The organism is Cellulomonas sp. APG4 (assembly GCF_009996735.1).
Taxonomy (GTDB): Bacteria; Actinomycetota; Actinomycetes; order Actinomycetales; family Cellulomonadaceae; genus Actinotalea.
The window spans coordinates 59,510-79,153 of the sequence record NZ_JAACYI010000007.1 but is presented as its reverse complement, the minus strand read 5'-3'; the positions used below and the strand labels follow the sequence as shown (position 1 = coordinate 79,153).

Sequence of the window (19,644 nt, the reverse complement as noted above, 5' to 3'; positions counted from 1 at the left end):
GGCGAGGGTGGGGCCGCGCGGGCCAGGGTGCCCGGCGCGGCCCCACCCTCGCGCGTCACGGCACCCGGACGCCGTCGCGCAGGTGCGGGTGGTGGGCCTCGACGACGTTCGGGTGCGCGCGCACGCGGCTCTTGAGCGCGTTGTAGCCGTACTCGTCGAGGATCGCCTCGTCATCGGCGTCGGGCCGCACCCCGGGCGCCTCGGCAGCGAGCTCCGCGGGCAGGGTCAGCCGCGGGAAGACCGCATCGAGGCGGGGGTTGTGGAAGTACGGCACCGAGATGCGGTCGGTGCCCGGCTCGGGTGCGAGCACGCGGTGGCGGGTCGCGCGCAGGTAGCCGTCGGTCGCGTACTCGAGCATCTCGCCGATGTTGACGATCAACGCGTCCTCGTGGGGCGGTGCGTCGAGCGGTTCGCCCTGGTACTCGACCTGCAGGCCACGGCGGCCTGGCTCGACCAGCAGCAGCGTGAGCACCCCGAAGTCGTTGTGCCACCCGACGCCCTGGTCCGTGCCGCCCTCGACCCGACCCGGGTAGCGCACGACCTTCGTCAGGGTCGCCGGGGTCTCGGCGAAAGCGGGGTCGAACACGTCCTCCTGCTGGCCGAGGGAGACGGCCCACGCGCGCAGCAGCCGGTCGGCGACGGACGCCATCGCGGTGTTCCAGGCGGTGAGCACCTCACGGAGCTCGGGCAGCTCCTCGGGCCACAGGTTCGGGCCCTGGAGCACGTTGTAGGCGGGGTGCTCGGGCCCGCTCGGCAGCACCGGGCGCTCGGGCCCGACGTCGATCTGCTCGCGCCAGTCGACCTTGCCCTGGGTGCGCTCGCCGCCCACACGGGTGTAGCCGCGGAAGTGCGGGCTGCGGGTGTTCTCGATCCGGAGCTTGCGCTCCTCGGGGAGCGCGAAGAAGCGGCGAGCCGTGGTGATGACGCGCTCGGTGAGCTCACGGCCCGCACCGTGGCCCACGAGGTAGAAGAAGCCGTGCTCGTGCGTGGCCTGGCGCAGCGCGGCCTGGAAGTCCGCGGCCGTGGCCGGGTCGTCCGCCGTCGAGAGGTCGAGGACGGGGAGGTTGAGGACGGGACGGTCGAGGGTGGTGGCAGACATGAAGGGTCCTTTGGGGGTCTGGTCGTGTGGTGGGCGTGCACGGGCGGCACCTCGTGACGAGGGCGGCCCGCGCCGCGCGACGCGGTCCCGGAGGAGGGCGTCGCGGGCGTCCGGCTCAGACGGGCTGGCTCAGACGCGACACAGACACAGACAGCTGCCGGTGCGCAGCAGGTCCACGTGGACACGGCGCACCAGGAGCGGGGACATGGAGCCGAGGGTACACACGTGCGTCGGGACGGACCACGGGCGTGCCGCCGTCGTGAGACGGCAGGGCGCCCGTGATCGTGTGCGTCAGCGACGCCGCATCCGGTCCATCTCGGCCTGGATGGCGCGCTCCGACGGCGGACCGGAGTACACGTCCCAGGCGTGGAAGGCGAGACCGATGCCCCAGCCCGCGATCGGGAACAGCGGCCAGAAGAAGCCGTCGGGGCTGGAGACGAACCAGATCCCCACGAGGAACGCGTTGACCAGCACGTAAGCGAGCGCGTTGGCCCCCAGGTCGCGCTTGGCTCGCAACCGCTTCTCGGCCTGACGCCGCAGCTCGAGCTCCTCCACCGGCTCCGACATGTCCACTCCTGCTCCTGCGGGCGGCCCGCGTGGCCGTCTCTCCGACGGTAGCGCTCCCGGGGCACGTCGCGGGAGCCGTCCGGGCGTGCGAGCGTGGGGGATCGTCCGACGACGGAAGGGGCGGGACGTGGCGAGGCAGGAGCAGCTCGGGGCCCCGGCCGCCGACGACGTCGACCCGGTGACCGCGCTGCGGGCCGCGCGTGCGGAGCTCGACGCCAGGCTCGCCGAGCTGCGGTCGAGCCACGAGGTGCTCGTCGACGCCGGCTCGGGCTCCAACATCGACGACGAGCACGACCCCGAGGGCGCGACGATCGCGTACGAGCGTGCTCAGATCGACGCGGTGGCGCGCGCCGTGCTCGCGCGCCTCGCCGAGGTCGACGCCGCGCTCGGGCGGGTGGCGGACGGGAGCTTCGGGATCTGCGGGCGCTGCGGCGACCCGATCGCCCCGGGCAGGCTCATGGCCCGGCCCGCGGCGCGCACGTGCATCGCGTGCGCGGCGCTCGGCCCCTGAGGCGCAGTCCTTCGGGCCGGTTGCCGCGGCCGCGGCCTGGGGCCAGGCTGTCCCACGAGCCGTCCCGCCGGGGCGACCGCGAGGAGGACCCATGGCGCATCTACCCGAGCTCGCCCGGACCCATCTCGAGGCCGCGCGCGCCTCCGAGCACGGACGCAGCGCCGAGCTGCTCCTGCACGACGGCGTGCTGCGGCAGACCGTCATCGCCCTGGTGGCAGGCACCGAGCTCGCCGAGCACAACTCCCCGCACGCGGCCTCCCTGCAGGTGCTCGCCGGTCGGCTCGAGGTCACGGGGGAGCCGAGCCCTGTCGTGACCGAGGGCGACCTCGTGCTCCTGACGCACGAGCGGCACGCCGTCCGCGCGCACGAGGACTCGGTGTTCCTGCTCACGACCGTGACCAGCGTGCCTCCCGCGGGGGATCCCGAACGCGCACGCTGAGGGACGTAGGTCCTCGCTCGCCCCCGGCGCGGTGCGGTATGCCGGGAGGAGCTGAGGAAGCCGGTGAGCGTCCATGTTCCAGGTCAGGTTCCACGGCCGCGGCGGCCAAGGTGTGGTGACCGCCGCCGAGCTCCTCTCGGTTGCGTGCTTCGCCGAGGGGCGGTACGCGCAGGCCTTCCCGAGCTTCGGCTCGGAGCGCACGGGCGCGCCCGTCGTGTCCTACTGCCGGATCGCGACCACGCCGATCAGGGCGCACGAGCCGGTGGTCGACGCCGACGCCGTCGTCGTCCAGGACCTCACGCTGCTGCGCCTCGGCGTCCTGAGCGGTCTGCGGCGCGACGGCTTCCTCGTCCTCAACGGGCCTGCGGCCGCCGTCCCCGCGGGTGTGGTGCCGGCGACGCACATCGCCGCGATCGGCGCGACCGAGATCGCGCTGACGCATGTGGGCCGCGCGGTGCCCAACGTCCCACTGCTCGGAGCCTTCGCCGCGCTCACCGCTCAGGTGGGCGTCGACGCCCTCGTGACAGCCCTGCGTGAGCGCTTCACCCCACCGGTGGCCGAACGCAACGCCGCCGCCGTCCGTGCGGGCTTCGACGCGGCGACCCACCCGGAGGTGCACGGTGCTGCGACAGCGTGAGGGCTCGGCGGCGGTGGCGCTCGCGGTGGCCCGGTGTCGACCGCAGGTGGTCTGCGCCTACCCGATCTCCCCGCAGACCCACATCGTCGAGGAGGTGAGCCGCCTTGTCGCGGCCGGCGAGCTCACGTGCGAGTTCCTCACCATGGACTCCGAGACCTCCGCGATGTCCGGGGTGATCGGCGCGAGCGCGGTGGGCGTGCGCTCCTGGACCGCGACCGCGAGCCAGGGCCTGCTGCACATGAGCGAGGCGGTCCACAACGCAGCCGGGCTCGGCCTGCCGATCGTCATGACGGTCGCCAACCGCGCGATCGGCGCACCGATCAACATCTGGAACGACCACTCCGACTCGATGTCCCAGCGCGATGCGGGCTGGGTGCACCTGCACGCTGCCTCCAACCAGGAGGCCGTCGACCTGCACCTGCAGGCCTTCCGTCTGGCTGAGTCCCTCTCGGTGCCGGTCATGGTGTGCATGGACGGCTTCGTGCTCACCCACGCGACCGAGCCCGTCGACGTGCCCGAGCAGGGCGTGGTCGACGCCTTCCTCCCGCCCTTCGTGCCGCGCCAGCGGCTCGACCCGGAGGCGCCGGTGTCGATCGGGGCGATGGTCGGGCCCGAGGCGTTCACCGAGGTGCGGTACCTCGGTGACCGGCAGCTCAGGCGTGCGCTCGAGGAGGTACCCCGCGTGGCGGACGAGCTCGCGCGCCACCTGGGCCGCCACAGCGCCGGCCTCGTGCAGCCCTACCGCACCGACGACGCCGACGTCGTCCTGGTGGGTCTCGGCTCCGTCATGGGGACCGTGCGCGACGTCGTCGACACCGAGAGAGACGCGGGCCGCCGCGCAGGTGCCCTGACCGTCACCACGTACCGTCCCTTCCCGGCCGCAGCCGTGGCGGGCGCCGTGCCCCCGGGCGCACGGGTGCTCGTGATCGAGCGCTCGCTCGCGCCGGGGTCCTCCGGTCCCGTGACGGCCGACGTCCGTGAGGCCCTCGTCGGCCGCGACGCCGCCCTGCACACCGTCGTCGCGGGCCTCGGCGGACGCCCGGTGACGTCGCGCGCTCTCGCCGAGCTGCTCGCGCGCGAGCGCAGCGGTCTCCTCGACGGCACGACGTTCCTGGACCTGCGGTCCGACGTCGTGGCCCATGAGGTGGGGAGGCCGGCATGAGCACGCACCTGGGGATGCCGCTGATGTACTACCAGGTCGGCAGCTTCGCCGTCGGCAACCGGCTCGTCGACCCCGACCTGCGCAGCGAGCAGGCGAGACCTGACCGCGCCGCGTCGCTCACCAAGGGGCACCGGGCGTGCCGGGGATGTGGCGAGGCGCTCGGGGCCCGCTACGTCCTGGACACCGCGATGCGCGCCACGGGAGGCCGGATGGTGACGGTCAACGCGACCGGCTGCCTCGAGGTGTTCTCGACCCCGTTCCCCGAGACCTCCTGGCGCGTCGCGTGGCTCCACTCGCTGTTCGGCAACGCGCCCGCGGTCGCGAGCGGTGCCGCCGCCGGGCTGCGCGCCCTCGGCACGGACGTACGGGTGGTCGCGCAGGGCGGTGACGGCGGCACCGTGGACATCGGTCTGGGCTGCCTCTCGGGGATGTTCGAGCGCGACGACGACGTCCTGTACGTCTGCTACGACAACGGTGGGTACATGAACACGGGGGTCCAACGCTCGGGTGCGACCCCGCCCGCGGCTCGGACCACGACGACGCAGCCGGTCGGACACTCCTACGGTCATGCCTTCGGTCAGGGCAAGGACGCCCCCCGGATCGCCCTCGCGCACGAGATCCCCTACGTGGCCACGGCGACCGTCGCGGACCTGCGCGACCTCGAGGCGAAGGTCGAGCGTGCGATGTCGCTTCGGGGCGCCCGGTATCTGCACGTGCTCGTCCCGTGCCCGCTGGGCTGGGGGACCGCACCCCACGAGACCGTGCGGATCGCGAGGCTCGCGACGGAGAGCGGGTTCTTCCCGGTCTTCGAGGGTGAGCGGGGCCGGGTGACCACCGTGCGGCGGATCCGGCACCGCGTCCCGGTCGAGGAGTACCTGCGTCCGCAAGGGCGGTACGCCCACCTGTTCACGCCGCACCGACGCGAGGACGTGCTCGGTCGTCTCCAGCAGATCGCCGACGCGAACGTCGAGCGGTACGGCCTCGCCGCGCCCGCGGCGGCGATCAGTACGGCCGGGGGCGGGCCGGACGGTCACGGGGAGGTGCCGTGATGGAGCTGCCGTACGGGATCACGCTGCCCGTGGGTTCGAGCCTGGGCAACCGGACCGGCGCCTGGCGCGTCGAGCGACCCGTGTACGCCGACGGACGTGCTCCGTGCGGGCACGCGTGCCCGGCGCACGAGGACCCTCAGGACTGGCTCTACGCGGCCGAGGAGGGGGACTACCGCACCGCCTGGACGCGGCTGGTCGCCGCGAACCCGTTCCCTGCGGTGATGGGACGCGTCTGCTACCACCCCTGCGAGACGGCGTGCAACCGGGGGCGGCTCGACGAGGCGGTCGGCATCAACGCCGTCGAGCGCTTCCTCGGTGACCACGCCCTCACGCACGGCTGGGACCTGCCGGGGCCGGGGCCGGCGACCGGTCGGCACGTCCTGGTCGTCGGGGCGGGCCCGACAGGTCTGACCGCGGCCTACCAGCTGCGGCGCCTCGGTCACGAGGTCACCGTGCGCGACGCCGGGCACGAGCCCGGCGGGATGATGCGCTACGGCATCCCGACCTACAGGTTGCCCCGGGACGTGCTGGACGCGGAGATCGCACGCATCGTCCGGCTCGGCGTCGGCCTCGAGCAGGACAGCCAGGTCACCGACCTCGACGCGGCCCTGGAGGAGGGCTTCGACGCGACGCTGCTGGCGGTCGGAGCCCAGCTCGGTCACCGCGCGTACGTGCCGGCCGGAGAGGCGGCCCGGGTGCTCGACGCCGTCACGCTCCTGCACGACGTCGCCGAGGGCGCCGCTCCGCGCATCGGTCGCCGGGTCGTCGTCTACGGCGGCGGGAGCACCGCCGTCGACGCGGCGCGCACCGTGCGCCGCCTCGGGGCCGAGGAGTCCGTGATCGTCTACCGACGAGACCGAGCGCACATGCCGGCGCACCCCGCCGAGCTCGCCGAGGCCCTCGACGAGGGCGTGGTCGTGCGATGGCTCACCACCGTCGCGCGCGCCGAGCCGGGCCGTCTCGCGGTCGAGCGCATGGAGCTCGACGAGGCCGGGTTCCCGCAGCCGACCGGCGAGATCGAGGAGCTGTCGGCCGATGCACTCGTGCTCGCCGTGGGACAGGACTGCGACCTCGCGTTCCTCGACGGCGTGGCGGGTGTCGAGGTGCGCGACGGGGTGGTCCAGGTCGACGAGTTCCTGCGCACGGGCCGCGCGGGGGTGTTCGCCGGCGGTGACACGGTTCCCGGGCAACGCAGCGTCACCGCCGCGATCGGCCACGGCACGCGCGTGGCACGCTTCATCGACGCGTGGCTGCGCGGTCGCGAGCCGACGGTGGCCGCCGAGCTCCCCGTCGTGGACTTCGAGCAGCTCAACCCCTGGTACTTCGCCGACGCCCCGCACGCCGTGCGACCGCGCCTCGAGGCCGCGCGTCGCGTCACGGGCTTCGAGGAGGTGGTCCAGGGACTCGACGAGACCACCGCGCTCTACGAGGCGCGCAGGTGCATGTCGTGCGGGAGCTGCTTCGAGTGCGACAACTGCTACGGCGTGTGCCCCGACGACGCCGTGGTCAAGCTCGGTCCCGGCCTGCGGTTCGAGATCGACTACGACTACTGCAAGGGCTGCGGGCTCTGCGCCGCCGAGTGCCCGGCGGGGGCGATCCTCATGGTGCCCGAGCCCGTCCCGCCGAGCTGAGGGCGGCTCAGAGCCGGCCGAACTCCCAGTGCCACGGCTCCTGCGGGCCGCCGCCCCCGGGCTCCATGATGCGCGGGTGGTACCAGCCGAACTCGGCCGCGTGGGCCTTCATCCACCGGTACCGCGGGCTCGAGAACTGGCCCACGTCGCCGAACCCGCCGAGGTCCACCGCGAGGCCCAGACCGTGGTTGGACGTCCCAGGGGTGGCGGCGAGGGAGCCTCGGGACGCCTTGGTCGAGATCTGTGCCGAGTAGCTCCGGTACGAGCTCGTGACCTCGAGATCTGCGCCGAACTCGGCCCGGTAGGCGACGTTCAGGCGCTCGAGGGCCTCGGCCGCGTCGCAACGCAGCCGCACGTCGGCGTCGAAGCCGACGTCGCACAGCACGTCCGCGGGGATCGCGCCGTTGCCGGCGTCGCGCGCGACGGCGATCTTGCGCTCGCGCTCGGCCGCCGCGGCCTCGGCAGCGAGGCGCGCGGCCTCCTGTGCCGCAGCGGTCTCCTGCGCCGTCTGCTCGACCTGCTGCGAGAGCGTCCCGACGGTGGCGGCGGCCGCGAGCAGGTCCGACGTGACGTCGAGGTCGATCGACTCGGTGTCGAGCGCGAGCAGGGCCGCGGAGCTCGCGCTCGGCGTGGGCGTCTCGGGTGCCGTGTCGGCCGCGGGGTCCTCCGGGGCGGGGACCCGCGCCGCAGGCGTGCGGGTCGTGGGCCGCACGGGCGGAGCTGCCGCGGCGGTGCCGGCGTCGTCCGCGGGAGCGGGTGCCTCGGCGGTCTCGGCCGGCTCCGGGGAGCGCTCGACGTCCTCGCCCGAGCGGGAGGCCGGCGCCGTCGTGCGGTCGGCGACGGTGACCTCGGGCGCCGGGGCCTTCTCGACGAGGGCCGAGAGCTCGGCGACAGCCGACTCCAGGTCCGCAAGACCCTCCTCACCCAGCACCGGCGCGGCGCCGTCAGCGGCCGTGCTCGCCACCAGCAGGGCCTCCTCGGCCACCGCGAGGGCCTCGAGACGCTTCTGCGCCGCGTACGCGTTGGCCTGGAGCGTGAGGCGGTTCGCCGACGCCTGGTCGGACCGTGCTGCCGCGAGCCGCGCCTCGAGCTGGGCGGAGCGCTCGGCGGCCGCCGCCTCGGCGGCGCCCGTGAGCCCGGACGACGTCGGGTCCACCTGGAGGTAGCTCAGGCCGCTCGCCACGAGCGCCCCTGACAGGGCAACCGTGACCAGTCCCTTGGCGGCGGCGGTCGGCGTGCGACGACGCGCGGGTGCCGCGGGAGCCGCGGGAGCGACCAGGGCGAACGGACGCGTGCACGAGGCATCGGCCGAGCGCAGGTCCCGCCGGCGAACGGCGGGCGCACCGGAGGAAGGGCTCGCGACGAAGGCCGCACCCGGCCGCGGACCGCTCGACGTCGCGCGCGGGCCGTGGCCCTCGCGCGACGTGGCAGGAGCCGTGCCCGCGCGCAGGTCGCGACGACGGACCACCGCGGGGGGAGCGGTGTGCGGCGTCGACGTGGGTGCGGGCACGGCCGCCGGGCGCCGTACGGCGTCCTCGGCACGCCGGAGCTCGCGCCGCGTCAGCGGGCGGGGGGCTGGCTCCGTCATGTGGTGGGTGGTCCTCGGCTTCTCGTGGTCGGCGGTCGCGGCCCGGCGGGGGACCCGGGCCTTCATCTCTCTGTCGGTCCTTCCTACGTCGACCTGAACGCCCACCCGGGTGACATCCACCGAATGCGCACACGGAACGCGTCGTCCTCAGGTCAGGACCGGGGCGAGACGCGTCAGAGGTGCTTCGCGGGTTGGTCAGGTCATGGGACGTCTTGTCGCTCCGCTCGGTGAGGTGCGGGCGGGGACGGGCCGCTCCGGGCGAACCGGGGCCACCGCGGAGGCCGGCCCGCCGAGCCGCAGATAGTCTCGCCGCATGGTTCGCAGGTTCCCCGTGAGCGGTGTCGTCCGCCGAGTCGTCGGGGGGCCCCCCACCGCACCCGTGGGCGTGCGCGCACGCGACGGGGGCGTCGAGGACGCCGTCGCGCTCGCGACCGTCGAGCTCGCCGTGCGTGTGGGCGAGGCGATGCTCGCCCTCGGTGCGGCAGCCGTCGACGCGACCCGCACGGTGCGCGGCCTCCTGCGCACCTTCGGCCTGGCCGGGGCACAGGTCGAGGTCACGTTCACCTCGCTCGTCGTCTCGTACGCGCGCGGAGGTGCGGGCCAGCCGCTGACGGTGATGCGCATGGTGGACGACCGCGTGCCGGACTACGGGCGCCTCGCCGCGGTCCTGACCGTGGTCGAGCCTCTGCTGGCCGAGCGGGTCCCGGCCGGCGACGTCGTCCAGCGCCTCGCCGAGGCGCACGAGGAGCTCGACGCCGTAGTGATGGCACCGCGGCCCTACCGCCGGTGGGTCGTGACGGTGGCGCTCGCAGCGCTCGCCGGTGCCGTCGCCGTGCTCCTGGGCGGCGGAGTCGAGGTCGTCATGGTCGCGGCCGCGACGACGGCGCTCATCGACCGCGTCACCTGGGCGCTCGGACGCCGTGGCCTCCCGCCGTTCTTCCTCCAGGTCGCAGGCGCCGCGGTCGCGACGTTGGTCGCCGTCGCCCTCTTCGTGGCCGTTCCCTACCTGCCCGTCGACCTCCCCGTGCTGCCACCGTCGCTCGTGGTCGCCTCGGGCATCGTCGTGCTGCTGGCCGGACTGTCGCTCGTCGGCGCCGCCGAGGACGCGATCAGCGGCTTCCCGCTCACCGCCGGCGCACGCACGTTCGAGGTGGTCGTGCTGACCCTGGGCATCGTCGTCGGTATCGGCGCGGTGCTCGACGTCGCGCGACGCCTCGGCGTGCCGCTCGAGGTGGTCCAGGGAGCAGGCACGGGCGGGCCCGTCCTGCGGCAGGTGGTCGCCGCTGCGGTGATCGCCATCGCCTGGGCCGTCGCGTCCTACGCAGGTCCGCGCGCGATCCTGCTCGCGGGCGCCGTCGGCGCCGTCGCGTGGCTCGTCCTACGCGCCGTCGGCGAGGCCGGCGCGGGTCCCGCGGTCGCGAGCGCCGCGGCGGCACTCGCGGTGGGGGTGCTGAGCGAGACCCTCGGTCGGCGTCTGGGTGTGCCGTCGGTGGTCACGTCGGTGTGCGGGATCGTGCCGCTGCTGCCCGGCCTCGCCGTCTACCGGGGCCTGTTCGCGCTGGTGAACGAGGAGACCGGGCTCATCCTCGGGATCGAGGAGCTGCTGGGCGCCGCGATGATCGGGCTCGGCATCGCCGCGGGTGTGACGCTGGGGGAGTTCCTCGGCGCACCGATGCGGCTCGGCGCGCGCCGCCGCCGCGAGTTGCCAGACCTTCGGCGTCGTCGCCCGGCGATGGATCGGCTGCGGCGCCGCCGGCCGGCGGCCTCGAGCGAGGACGCAGGCGCGGCGACCTAGGTGGTCCCATGGCCGGCTGCACCGTCCTCAGAGGGCCAGCCGCATCTCCGCGTTGGGCACGACGACCCCACGTACGGCGTTGGCACGGCGATCGACCACCTGGAATCCTTGCCGGGCGAAGACCGGCTCGGCCACGAGGCTCACGAACGCGTGCAACCCGGTGAGATCTCGTCGCCGGCCCTCGGCCAGGACCGCGCGCAGCAGCCGCGAGCCGGCACCTCGACCGCCGGCACGCGGATGGACGAACAGCATGTCGACGAGGCCGTCCGGCCGGAGGTCGGCGAAGCCGACGACCGTGGCATCCAGCTCGGCGACGACGGTGAAGGCACCGTCACGTCGCCCGTCCCACGCGCTCAGGTCCGTGAGCTGCGGGCCCGCCCAGGCCTCGACCTGGTCGGCCCGGTAGTGGTGCGCAGCCGTCTCGTGGATCGCAGCGCGGAAGGTCGCGTACGTCGCCTCGGCGTCCTCGCTACGCCGATACCGGCGAAGAGAGATCGACTGCTCGGCGCTGACCATGCGAGCACCGTAGCGACCTGCGCCCTGCGCCCTGCGCCAAGGGGCTGCGGACGCCGCGAGGGCGGCCGGGATGTCCCGACCGCCCTCGCGTGGTGCGCTGCTGGAGCGTCAGCTGCAGCCGCTGGTGCTGCCGCAGCCCTCGCACACGTGGCACGAACCGGCGGGCCGCATCTTGATGCCGCAGTTCATGCACAGCGGGGCATCCGCCTCACGGCCCTGGATCAGGTCCATGAGCTCGGCCGACGAGTGCACCGACTCCGAACGGACGGGGGCCGTCGCGGCGGCCTCCGGCGCTGCGGACGCGGGCTCCGCCGCGACCGCCGGGGCGGCCGACGCCGCCGGCGCCTGCGGTGCCTCGGCCGACGCCGACGGCTCGACGACGGGCTCGTAGCTGCCCGTCTCGAGCTGACGCTGGCGCTCCTCGACCGTGTAGATGCCGAGTGAGGCACGGGTCTCGAACGGCAGGTAGTCCAGCGCGAGCCGACGGAAGATGTAGTCCATCATCGACTGCGCCATGCGGATGTCCGGGTCGTCCGTCATGCCCGCCGGCTCGAACCGCATGTTGGTGAACTTCTGCACGTAGGTCTCGAGCGGCACGCCGTACTGGAGGGCGACCGAGACGGCGATCGAGAACGCGTCCATGACGCCGGCGAGCGTCGAGCCCTGCTTGCCGAGCTTGACGAAGAGCTCGCCCAGGCCGTCACCGGGGTAGGAGCCCGCGGTGATGTACCCGTCGGCGCCGCCCACCGTGAACGACGTGGTGAGCGAGGTGCGCTGGCGAGGCAGGCGCTTGCGCGTCGCCCGCGCAGGAGCGGACGGCTCGGCGGCCTCGACAGGTGCCGGGGCCTCGGCGACCTTCGCCTTGGCGTCCGAGAGCGGCTGACCCACCTTGCAGTTGTCGCGGTAGATGGCGAGCGCCTTGATGCCCATCTTCCACGCCTTGAAGTGGATCTCCTCGATCTCGTCGATCGTGGCCGTCTCAGGCAGGTTGACCGTCTTGGAGATGGCACCCGAGATGAACGGCTGCACGGCGGCCATCATCCGGACGTGACCCATGGGGGAGATGGCACGCTCACCCATGGCGCAGTCGAAGACCTCGTAGTGCTCGGTCTTGAGGCCGGGGGCGTCCACGACGTGGCCGTGCTCGGCGATGTACTCGACGATCGCCTCGACCGTCTCCTCGGCGTAGCCCAGGCGGCGCAGCGCCCGCGGGATCGTCTGGTTGACGATCTGCATCGAGCCGCCGCCCACGAGCTTCTTGAACTTGACGAGCGAGAAGTCGGGCTCCACGCCCGTCGTGTCGCAGTCCATCATGAAGCCGATGGTCCCGGTGGGGGCGAGCACCGACGCCTGCGCGTTGCGCCAGCCGTTCTTCTCGCCGAGTGCGTTGCCCTGGGCCCAGACGCGGGTCGCGGCCTGGTGGATCGAGGCGTCCATCGAGTGCAGCGTGCGCACGTCGTCGTTGGCGGCGGCGTGCTTGCGCATGACGCGCTTGTGGGCCGCCGAGTTGAGCGCGTACCCCTCGTACGGGCCGACGACGCCCGCGAGCTCGGCCGACCGCTTGTACGCGGTGCCCGTCATGAGCGAGGTGATCGACGCGGCCAGCGCACGGCCGCCCTCGGAGTCGTAGCCGTGACCGGTCGCCATGAGCAGCGCGCCCAGGTTCGCGTAGCCGATGCCGAGCTGGCGGAACTTGCGCGTCGTGTCGCCGATCGGCTCGGTCGGGAAGTCGGCGAAGCAGATCGAGATGTCCATCGCCGTGATGACCAGCTCGACGGCCTTCTCGAACCGCACCACGTCGAACGTGTCGTCGGCCTTGAGGAAGGTCAGCAGGTTGAGCGAGGCGAGGTTGCAGGACGAGTTGTCCAGGTGCATGTACTCGCTGCAGGGGTTGGACGCGGTGATGCGGCCCGACTCGGGGCTCGTGTGCCAGTCGTTGATCGTCGAGTCGTACTGCAGGCCCGGGTCGGCGCACTCCCAGGCCGCCTTGGCGATCTTGCGGAAGAGGTCACGTGCGTCGACGGTCTCGATCACGCTGCCGTCGGCGCGCGAGCGCAGGCCGAAGCTCGTGCCGTCCTCGACCGCCTGCATGAACTCGTCGTTCACGCGGACCGAGTTGTTGGCGTTCTGGTACTGCACCGAGACGATGTCGCGGCCGCCGAGGTCCATGTCGAAGCCTGCGTCGCGCAGCGCACGGATCTTGTCCTCCTCGCGCGCCTTCGTCTCGACGAACTCCTCGATGTCCGGGTGGTCGACGTCGAGCACGACCATCTTCGCCGCACGACGGGTCGCGCCACCCGACTTGATGGTCCCGGCCGAGGCGTCGGCGCCGCGCATGAACGAGATCGGGCCGCTCGCGGTGCCGCCCGACGAGAGCAGCTCCTTCGACGAGCGGATGCGCGAGAGGTTGAGGCCGGCGCCCGAGCCGCCCTTGAAGATCATCCCCTCCTCGCGGTACCAGTTGAGGATCGACTCCATGGTGTCGTCGACCGACAGGATGAAGCACGCGCTCACCTGCTGCGGCGAGGGCGTCCCGACGTTGAACCACACGGGCGAGTTGAAGCTGAACACCTGGTGCAGCAGCATCCAGGTCAGCTCGTGCTCGAAGACGGTCGCGTCGTCCTCGGTCGTGAAGTAGCCGTGGTCGCGGCCCGCCTTGGTGTAGGTGAGCACCACCCGGTCGATGAGCTGCTTGAGGCTCCACTCGCGCTGCGGCGAGCCGAGCGCGCCCCGGAAGTACTTGGTCGTGACGATGGTCGTCGCGTTCATGCTCCAGGCGTCGGGGAACTCGACACCCTTCTGCTCGAAGATCGTCTCGCCCGACTTCCAGTTCGTCTGGACCACGTCGCGGCGGTCCCACGTCACCTCGTCGTAGGGGTGGACGCCGGGCGTGGTGAAGACCCGCTCGATCGTCAGTCCCGCCGTGCGGCCCTTCGCGGTGCCGCGTCCCGCGCCCTTGCGTGCGCTCTGGGACGTCTCAGTCATGTCGTGCTCCTTCAGGCTCCAGGATGGGGCGGGTCGGTACGAGCGGCCTGCCGGTTCTTCGGGTGGTGCGAGGCCGCGGTTGTCGCCCGGGCCGTGCGTCTGCGATGTCGACGGATGTCAGTGCTGCGGGCACCCGCTCGCGGGTACTCGTCCTGCGTGCTGCTGTGGGTCCCGCTGTGGGAAACCTGTGGGTGGCCGCGGATGTCTGTGGACATCTGTCGCGGGCCGATCACCACAAGCCGTGCCCGAACTACATGCTGGTAACCACTATATGTAGTGCCTGCGACATTGAACACCGCCCAGGTCGTCCCATCACCACGCACCGCTGCCCGGCCCGTCGCGTCGTCGCAGGTGAGCGCACACCCGACCGCGGCGCGACGCCCCCGGGGTCACCCGAAAAGCCGATCAGGGGCGGCGTGTCGCCGGTGGGACGTACCGGACAGACCGGACGCGGAGGTGGCGTCGGACCGCCGTCAGCGTCCGGCGACCCGGCCCGTCGGCAGGGACGAGGGTGTGGACGGCCGCGGTGAGCGTGCATCCACAGGCGGGCCGAAGCTCGCGCGCGTCGCGACCCGGCGCAGGCCGCGCAGCACGGGGCGGGACAGCACCGCGAGCCCCACGGCCGTCGTGACGGCGCGGCCCACGTCCCAGCCGAGCGAGGTCGCGGCGGTGAACGTCGCGAACCGAGCGAGGTTCGTGCCGAGCGGGTCGCCCGCCACGTAGGAGAGCTCGGTACCGGGGCCCACCTGGAAGGGCCAGAACGAGAGGTTCATGGCGACGCCGAACGCCAGCCCCGCCGCCGCGCCGTAGGCGACGAGCAGCGCGACCTCGCCCCTGCCACGGATCCCGCGCGGGAGCAGCCCCGCGCCGAGACCGATCCAGGCGGCGCCGAGCATCTGGAACGGGAGCCACGGCCCCACGCCCCCGGTGAGGAGCGCCGACGAGAAGATCGTGGTGGCACCGAGCGCGAAGCCGAAGCCCGGTCCGAGCGCGCGACCACCGAGCACCACGACCACGAAGACGAGCTCGACCCCGGCCGTCCCCGCCGACAGCGGCCGCAGCACCGAGCCGATCGCCGCAAGCAGGCCGAGCATCGCGACCGCCTTGACGTCGAGCCCACCCTCGCCGAGCGCGACCGCCAGCACCACCACGACGGCGGTCAGGACGACGGCGAGCACGAGCGGGGCGTCGAGCCCGTGCTCGAGGCCCGTGCCCGGGTCCACGAGCAGCGGCCAGCCGAAGGCGAGCAGGCCGGCGAGGCTTGCGAGCACGAGCGCGGTCGCGGTGCGCGGGCGCAGCGTGAGCGCGTCGACGCGCGGCGGCCGCGCGGCGTTCACGGGCGGCCCGTCCCCGTGGCTGCGCCAGGTCATGCGCCGACCTCGAGCGACGGTCGCAGCTCGTCGACCGTCAGCACGGGATGCGGGTGCATGATGCGGGCGACCTGGGGGGCGAACGTGGGCGAGGCGACCAGCACGTCGCGCGCCGCGCCGTCGGCGACCAGCTCGCCCTCCGCGAGCAGCACGACGCGCTCGGCGCACACGGCGACGAACTCGACGTCGTGGGTCGACAGCAGCACGGCACCCCCCGCGCGGGCATGGGCGACGAGATGGCTCGCGAGACGTCGTTTGGCGCCGTAGTCGAGCCCCCGCGTGGGCTCGTCGAGGAGCAGGACGCGGGGCTGCGCCGCGAGCTGGATCGCGAGGACGAGCCCGAGCCGCTGACCCTCCGACAGGTCCCGCGGGTCCTGGTCGGGAGCCGCCTCGGGGACCAGGCCTCGCAGGAGGCGCGCCGTCGTGCCCGCAGGGGCGCCGGCCTGGCGGTCACCGGCCGCGCACTCGGCGGCCACCGACTCGAGGTAGAGGAGCGCGTCCGGGTCCTGCGGTACCAGGCCCACGTGTCGCCGCGCCTCCGCGGGGGCCATGGTCGACGGGTCGCCCGCGACCTCACCACGGCCCGCCACCCGGACGGTCCCGCGGCGGCGGGGGCCCGACCCCTGCAGCGCCCACAGCAGGGACGACTTGCCGGCACCGTTGCGGCCCATGAGCGCCGTGACCTCGCCCGCGTGGAGCTCGAGCGAGACCCCGCGGACGGCGGCGACCCTGCCGTGCTGCACGTGGACGTCGTCGGCCCGGAGCAGCGCCGCGGGGGCGGCGTGGTCCCCAGCGTGCGCGGGTGGGGCAGGGAGGGACCTGACGTGGGTGGGAGACGACCCGCCGCCGGCGTCGAGCCCTTCACGCAGCCCACGTGCCCGACGGCGGGCGTCGCGTACCGAGAGCGGCAGTGGTGACCAGCCCGCGAGCCGGCCGAGCTCGACGATGGGCGGCGCGACGCTCGCGACCGCGAGCACCTCGTCCGGGTCGCCCTGCTGCACCGTGCCGTCGGCGCGCACGTGGAGCACGGTGTCGGCGTGCTGCACGACCCGCTCGAGGCGGTGCTCGGCGAGGAGCACCGTGAGGCCGAGGTCGTGCACGAGCCGCGTGAGCGCCGCCAGGACGTCCTCGGCCGCCCCGGGGTCCAGGGCCGACGTCGGCTCGTCGAGGACGAGCACGCGCGGACGTGCGGTCAGCACCGCCCCGATCGCGACGCGCTGCTGCTCGCCGCCCGACAGGTCGCCCAGCGCGCGCCTGCGCAGCGACGCGAGGCCGAGCAGGTCGAGCACCTCCTCGACCCGTGTCCGCATGACCGTCGCCGGCACGGCGAGCTGCTCCATCGCGTAGGCCAGCTCCTCCTCGACCGTGTCGGTCACGAAGCCGCGCGCCGGGTCCTGCACGACGACGCCGACGACGTCGGCGAGATCACGGGGGAGGTGGGTGCGGGTGTCGCGGCCCTCGACCAGGACGCGCCCGGTGAGCAGGCCGCCGGTGAAGTGCGGCACCAGCCCCGTGGCAGCGCGGAGCAGCGTCGACTTGCCTGAGCCGGTGGGGCCGACGACGAGGGCGAGGGCACCTTCCTCGACGGTGACGTCCACCGCGCGCAGCGCGGGCCGTTCGCTCCCGGGATAGGTCACGCCGACGTGCTCGAAGCGGATCATGCCGGCCTCCCCGGGAGAAGGGCGGGGACCACGGCCGCAGCGACGCTGAGCACCACGACCGGGGGGAGGGCGGGCCAGCGCAACGGGTGGAGCGAGGGCTCGAGGAGCGCGGGGTCGCTCGCGGTGACGGCGACGAGGACCGTCCCCGCGAGGACGCCGCTCGCCGCGACCACGGTCTCGGCCACGCCCCAGCGGTCCGGGCGGTACCGCGTGCGCCGGACGGCGCGCCCCGCGAGCAGCGAGCCCAGCACGGCCGCGACGGCTCCGGCGAGGAGCACGGGGACGCCGAGCCAGCCGGGCGTCGTCGCGTCCAGCAGTCCGTAGCTGCCGACGGCCGCCGCGAGCAGCGCGACGAGCAGGAGGGCGGCGACGCGTCGGTCGCCACCTGCGCGCACGGCTCGGGCGTACCCGCGCGAGTCCATCGACGCCGCGAGCGCGAGCGAGCGGTCCAGCGCGTCGTCGAGCACGGGGACGGCGAGGGCGACGAGGCCGCGAGGTCCGCGCGGCTCCTGGCCGCGCAGACGCTGCGCGCGGCGGACCTGCCCCGCAGAGGTCACGAGCGCGGGGCTCACGCTCATCGCGATCACCACCGCGGTACCGATCTGGTGCAGGGCCGCGGGCAGCGCACGCAGGGCGCGCTTGGGGTTGGCGAGCGCGTTCGCGGCGCCGAAGCACACCACCAGCGCGGCCAGGCGCAGGCCCGCGTAGACGGCGCCGAGCAGCCCCTCCACGGTGACCGGGCCCAGCAGGTGCACGGCCACCGCCCACTCCGGGAGCGGGACCCGGGGCAGGTCGAGGAGCACCTGCCCCGGTCCCTTGATCCCGACGACGACGTGGAACGCCACGCGCATGACCAGCACGGCCGCCGCGAGCAGGAGGTACCCCCGGAAGGCGCGGGCCCACGGGGTGTCCTCACGCCGTGCGAGCACGACGACGACGGCCGCGAGCAGCACGAGGCCCACGACGAGCGGGTTCGTCGTGCGGGTGGTCGCGACGGCGAGGCCGAGCGCCCAGACCCACCACGCCCAGGGGTGCACGTCAGTCCTGGCCGCCCGGGCCGTGCGGGTCGCGGCGACGACGGGTGAGGCCGACGACGGCCGCGACGAGCAGCACCGCGAGCGCGGCGCCGAGCACGAGCGGCGTCACCGACCCGGGCTCGTCCTCGTCGCCCGGGGTCGTCCCGGCGTCGTCCGCCGCAGCGCCGTCCGACCCGGTCTCGTCGCCCGGCTCGTCCTCCTGCGCGACCTCGGCCGTGGCGAGGGCCTCGGCGGGCGTGACGGTCGGGCCCGCCGAGCCGTCGAAGTAGCGCCAGCCCTCGACCGCGCCCGGCTGCGGCGTCGACTGGTCGGCGCCGACCTCGTACGCCACCCACTCGCCGTCGGCCTCGGCCGACCAGTAGGACCACCAGCTGCCCTCGAACGTCGTCGGGCAGGGGTTCGGGAGGTCGTCGATCGCGCAGATCATCTGCGCCGAGTCGCGGGTGTCCGTGAAGCCGGCGTCCGCGAGCGCCTGGGCCCCCGAGGCGGGCGTGCCCTCGGCGCAGCCGACCTCGACCTCGCCCCCCAGGTCCGTGAGGTCGACGACCACGGTGACGCCCGCGTCGTCGGCGCAGGCCTCGCCCGTCGGAACGGCGGTCAGCACGGGGGCAGGGGCGGCCGCGGCCGCGGTGAGCGGCAGCGCCGTCGCACCGGCGGCGAGCAGGGGGAGCAGCAGCACCCGGAGGGATGCGGGACGGACGTGCACGTGGAGCCTCAATTCTGAGCGGCCCGTGACGGGCCCGGCCCAGGGCGGTGGCCTGCGCCTGGTCCCACGGGACGCGCAGACCGCCGGTCGCGGCCCGGGCTCCGTCCCGTTGCCTCGACGGTAGGAGCCTCTCGCGCGGTGCAGGTGCTCCGGCTCGCCGCCCCGGGGGGCGACCTACGGTTGCGGGACAGCGCCGGACTCGGACCGGCTTCCCCTGCGACCACGCGTCGATCTGCCGCCGGACGGCGGCGCGTCTCAGGCTACTCCCTCGCGCGACCGGGGCGTCCGACGTGACACCCTGCGGCCATGCGCATCTACACGAAGGCGGGCGACGACGGCACCACGGGCCTGTTCCTTGGCGGGCGGGTCTCCAAGGCCGACGTGCTCGTCGACGCGTGCGGTGACGTCGACGAGGCCGTCGCGGTGCTCGGGACGGCACGCGCCCTGTGCGCGGACGAGCGCCTCGCGGCGATCCTGTTCGACCGGCAGCGCGAGCTGTTCGTGGTCGCGGCGGACCTCGCGACGAACCCCGCGCACCGGGACCGCCGCACGCCCGGCGTGTCCCAGGTCACGCGTGAGATGGTCGACGGGCTCGAGAGCCTCATCGACACGCTGGTCGCCGAGAGGCCGTTGCGGCCGGTCTTCATCGTGCCGGGCTCGACCCAGGTCTCGGCCGCCGTCGACCACGCGCGCACGGTGATCCGTCGCGCCGAACGGCACGTGGTCCAGGCGGCGGAGGCCGGGCACGAGGTCTCACCACTCGCGCTCGAGTACCTCAATCGGGTGTCCGACCTGGTCTTCGTGGTGGCGCGGCACGCGGCGGGCGAGGTCGAGGAGCCGCCGAGCCACGACTGACCTGTCTATAGTCGCGCCCGACGGTGCACACGCCGG

At 74.0% G+C, this 19,644-nt stretch carries 18 protein-coding genes and 1 riboswitch; of the genes, 8 read left to right on the top strand and 10 right to left on the bottom strand.

All coding sequences use genetic code 11. The annotated features are described in order from the left end of the window. Positions 1–55 precede the first annotated feature (55 nt). From GXB85_RS07435 to GXB85_RS07430, 3 genes are all read right to left on the bottom strand, one after another. Positions 56–1,099: an isopenicillin N synthase family oxygenase gene (locus GXB85_RS07435; RefSeq protein ID WP_161917009.1), complete on the bottom strand. Its 1,044-nt coding sequence runs from the start codon at positions 1,097–1,099 to the stop codon at positions 56–58. A 129-nt stretch (positions 1,100–1,228) separates the two neighbouring features. Next, positions 1,229–1,306 carry a putative leader peptide gene (locus GXB85_RS18800; protein WP_370524091.1) on the bottom strand — a complete coding sequence of 26 codons (78 nt, stop codon included), beginning with the start codon at positions 1,304–1,306 and terminating at the stop codon, positions 1,229–1,231. Positions 1,307–1,390: 84 nt separating this feature from the next. Then, on the bottom strand, positions 1,391–1,666 hold the full coding sequence (locus GXB85_RS07430; protein ID WP_161917008.1) for a 2TM domain-containing protein: 276 nt from the start codon (positions 1,664–1,666) through the stop codon (positions 1,391–1,393). 127 nt (positions 1,667–1,793) lie between these two features. Between GXB85_RS07430 and GXB85_RS18120 the strand changes: the two genes are divergently transcribed. The 6 genes from GXB85_RS18120 to GXB85_RS07400 all read left to right on the top strand — a co-directional run bounded on the left by GXB85_RS18120 (position 1,794) and on the right by GXB85_RS07400 (position 7,095). Beyond that, positions 1,794–2,177, top strand: a complete 384-nt coding sequence (locus GXB85_RS18120) for a TraR/DksA family transcriptional regulator (RefSeq protein WP_370524072.1) — start codon at positions 1,794–1,796, stop codon at positions 2,175–2,177. Positions 2,178–2,268: 91 nt separating this feature from the next. Beyond that, a complete protein-coding gene (locus tag GXB85_RS07420) occupies positions 2,269–2,616 on the top strand; it encodes a cupin (RefSeq protein ID WP_161917006.1) in 348 nt (115 codons plus the stop codon). Between the two features lie 73 nt (positions 2,617–2,689). Then, positions 2,690–3,253, top strand: a complete 564-nt coding sequence (locus GXB85_RS07415; protein WP_161917005.1) for a 2-oxoacid:acceptor oxidoreductase family protein — start codon at positions 2,690–2,692, stop codon at positions 3,251–3,253. Beyond that, positions 3,237–4,415: a pyruvate ferredoxin oxidoreductase gene (locus GXB85_RS07410; RefSeq protein WP_161917004.1), complete on the top strand. Its 1,179-nt coding sequence runs from the start codon at positions 3,237–3,239 to the stop codon at positions 4,413–4,415. The genes GXB85_RS07415 and GXB85_RS07410 overlap by 17 nt, the downstream gene beginning before the upstream one ends. Then, positions 4,412–5,464: a thiamine pyrophosphate-dependent enzyme gene (locus GXB85_RS07405; protein WP_161917003.1), complete on the top strand. Its 1,053-nt coding sequence runs from the start codon at positions 4,412–4,414 to the stop codon at positions 5,462–5,464. The genes GXB85_RS07410 and GXB85_RS07405 overlap by 4 nt, the downstream gene beginning before the upstream one ends. Further along, positions 5,464–7,095, top strand: coding sequence for an NAD(P)-binding protein (locus GXB85_RS07400; protein WP_202627686.1), 1,632 nt, complete (start codon positions 5,464–5,466; stop codon positions 7,093–7,095). The genes GXB85_RS07405 and GXB85_RS07400 overlap by 1 nt, the downstream gene beginning before the upstream one ends. A gap of 7 nt (positions 7,096–7,102) precedes the next feature. Here the strand turns inward: GXB85_RS07400 and GXB85_RS07395 are convergent, their stop codons facing one another. Beyond that, complete coding sequence (locus GXB85_RS07395) at positions 7,103–8,683, bottom strand: M15 family metallopeptidase (RefSeq protein WP_161917001.1); 1,581 nt, start codon at positions 8,681–8,683, stop codon at positions 7,103–7,105. A gap of 313 nt (positions 8,684–8,996) precedes the next feature. On the opposite strand from GXB85_RS07395, the gene GXB85_RS07390 reads away from it, so the two are divergent. Further along, positions 8,997–10,478, top strand: a complete 1,482-nt coding sequence (locus tag GXB85_RS07390; RefSeq protein WP_161917000.1) for a threonine/serine exporter ThrE family protein — start codon at positions 8,997–8,999, stop codon at positions 10,476–10,478. Positions 10,479–10,505: 27 nt separating this feature from the next. Here the strand turns inward: GXB85_RS07390 and GXB85_RS07385 are convergent, their stop codons facing one another. The 6 genes from GXB85_RS07385 to GXB85_RS07360 all read right to left on the bottom strand — a co-directional run bounded on the left by GXB85_RS07385 (position 10,506) and on the right by GXB85_RS07360 (position 18,726). Further along, positions 10,506–10,994: a GNAT family N-acetyltransferase gene (locus tag GXB85_RS07385; RefSeq protein ID WP_161916999.1), complete on the bottom strand. Its 489-nt coding sequence runs from the start codon at positions 10,992–10,994 to the stop codon at positions 10,506–10,508. A gap of 108 nt (positions 10,995–11,102) precedes the next feature. Then, positions 11,103–13,979, bottom strand: coding sequence for a vitamin B12-dependent ribonucleotide reductase (locus GXB85_RS07380; protein WP_161916998.1), 2,877 nt, complete (start codon positions 13,977–13,979; stop codon positions 11,103–11,105). Between the two features lie 473 nt (positions 13,980–14,452). Then, complete coding sequence (locus GXB85_RS07375) at positions 14,453–15,349, bottom strand: ECF transporter S component (protein ID WP_161916997.1); 897 nt, start codon at positions 15,347–15,349, stop codon at positions 14,453–14,455. Beyond that, positions 15,346–17,010 (bottom strand): ABC transporter ATP-binding protein, encoded by a 1,665-nt coding sequence (locus tag GXB85_RS07370; RefSeq protein ID WP_161916996.1) that lies wholly within the window; start codon positions 17,008–17,010, stop codon positions 15,346–15,348. The genes GXB85_RS07375 and GXB85_RS07370 overlap by 4 nt, the downstream gene beginning before the upstream one ends. Then, positions 17,007–18,047: an energy-coupling factor transporter transmembrane component T gene (locus GXB85_RS07365; RefSeq protein ID WP_161916995.1), complete on the bottom strand. Its 1,041-nt coding sequence runs from the start codon at positions 18,045–18,047 to the stop codon at positions 17,007–17,009. Before GXB85_RS07365 ends, GXB85_RS07370 begins: the two co-directional genes overlap by 4 nt. A 1-nt stretch (position 18,048) precedes the next feature. Beyond that, positions 18,049–18,726, bottom strand: coding sequence for a hypothetical protein (locus GXB85_RS07360; RefSeq protein ID WP_161916994.1), 678 nt, complete (start codon positions 18,724–18,726; stop codon positions 18,049–18,051). Between the two features lie 169 nt (positions 18,727–18,895). Next, positions 18,896–18,969, bottom strand: a riboswitch (cobalamin riboswitch). 90 nt (positions 18,970–19,059) lie between these two features. Between GXB85_RS07360 and GXB85_RS07355 the strand changes: the two genes are divergently transcribed. Further along, positions 19,060–19,608: a cob(I)yrinic acid a,c-diamide adenosyltransferase gene (locus GXB85_RS07355; RefSeq protein ID WP_161916993.1), complete on the top strand. Its 549-nt coding sequence runs from the start codon at positions 19,060–19,062 to the stop codon at positions 19,606–19,608. Positions 19,609–19,644: the final 36 nt, after the last annotated feature.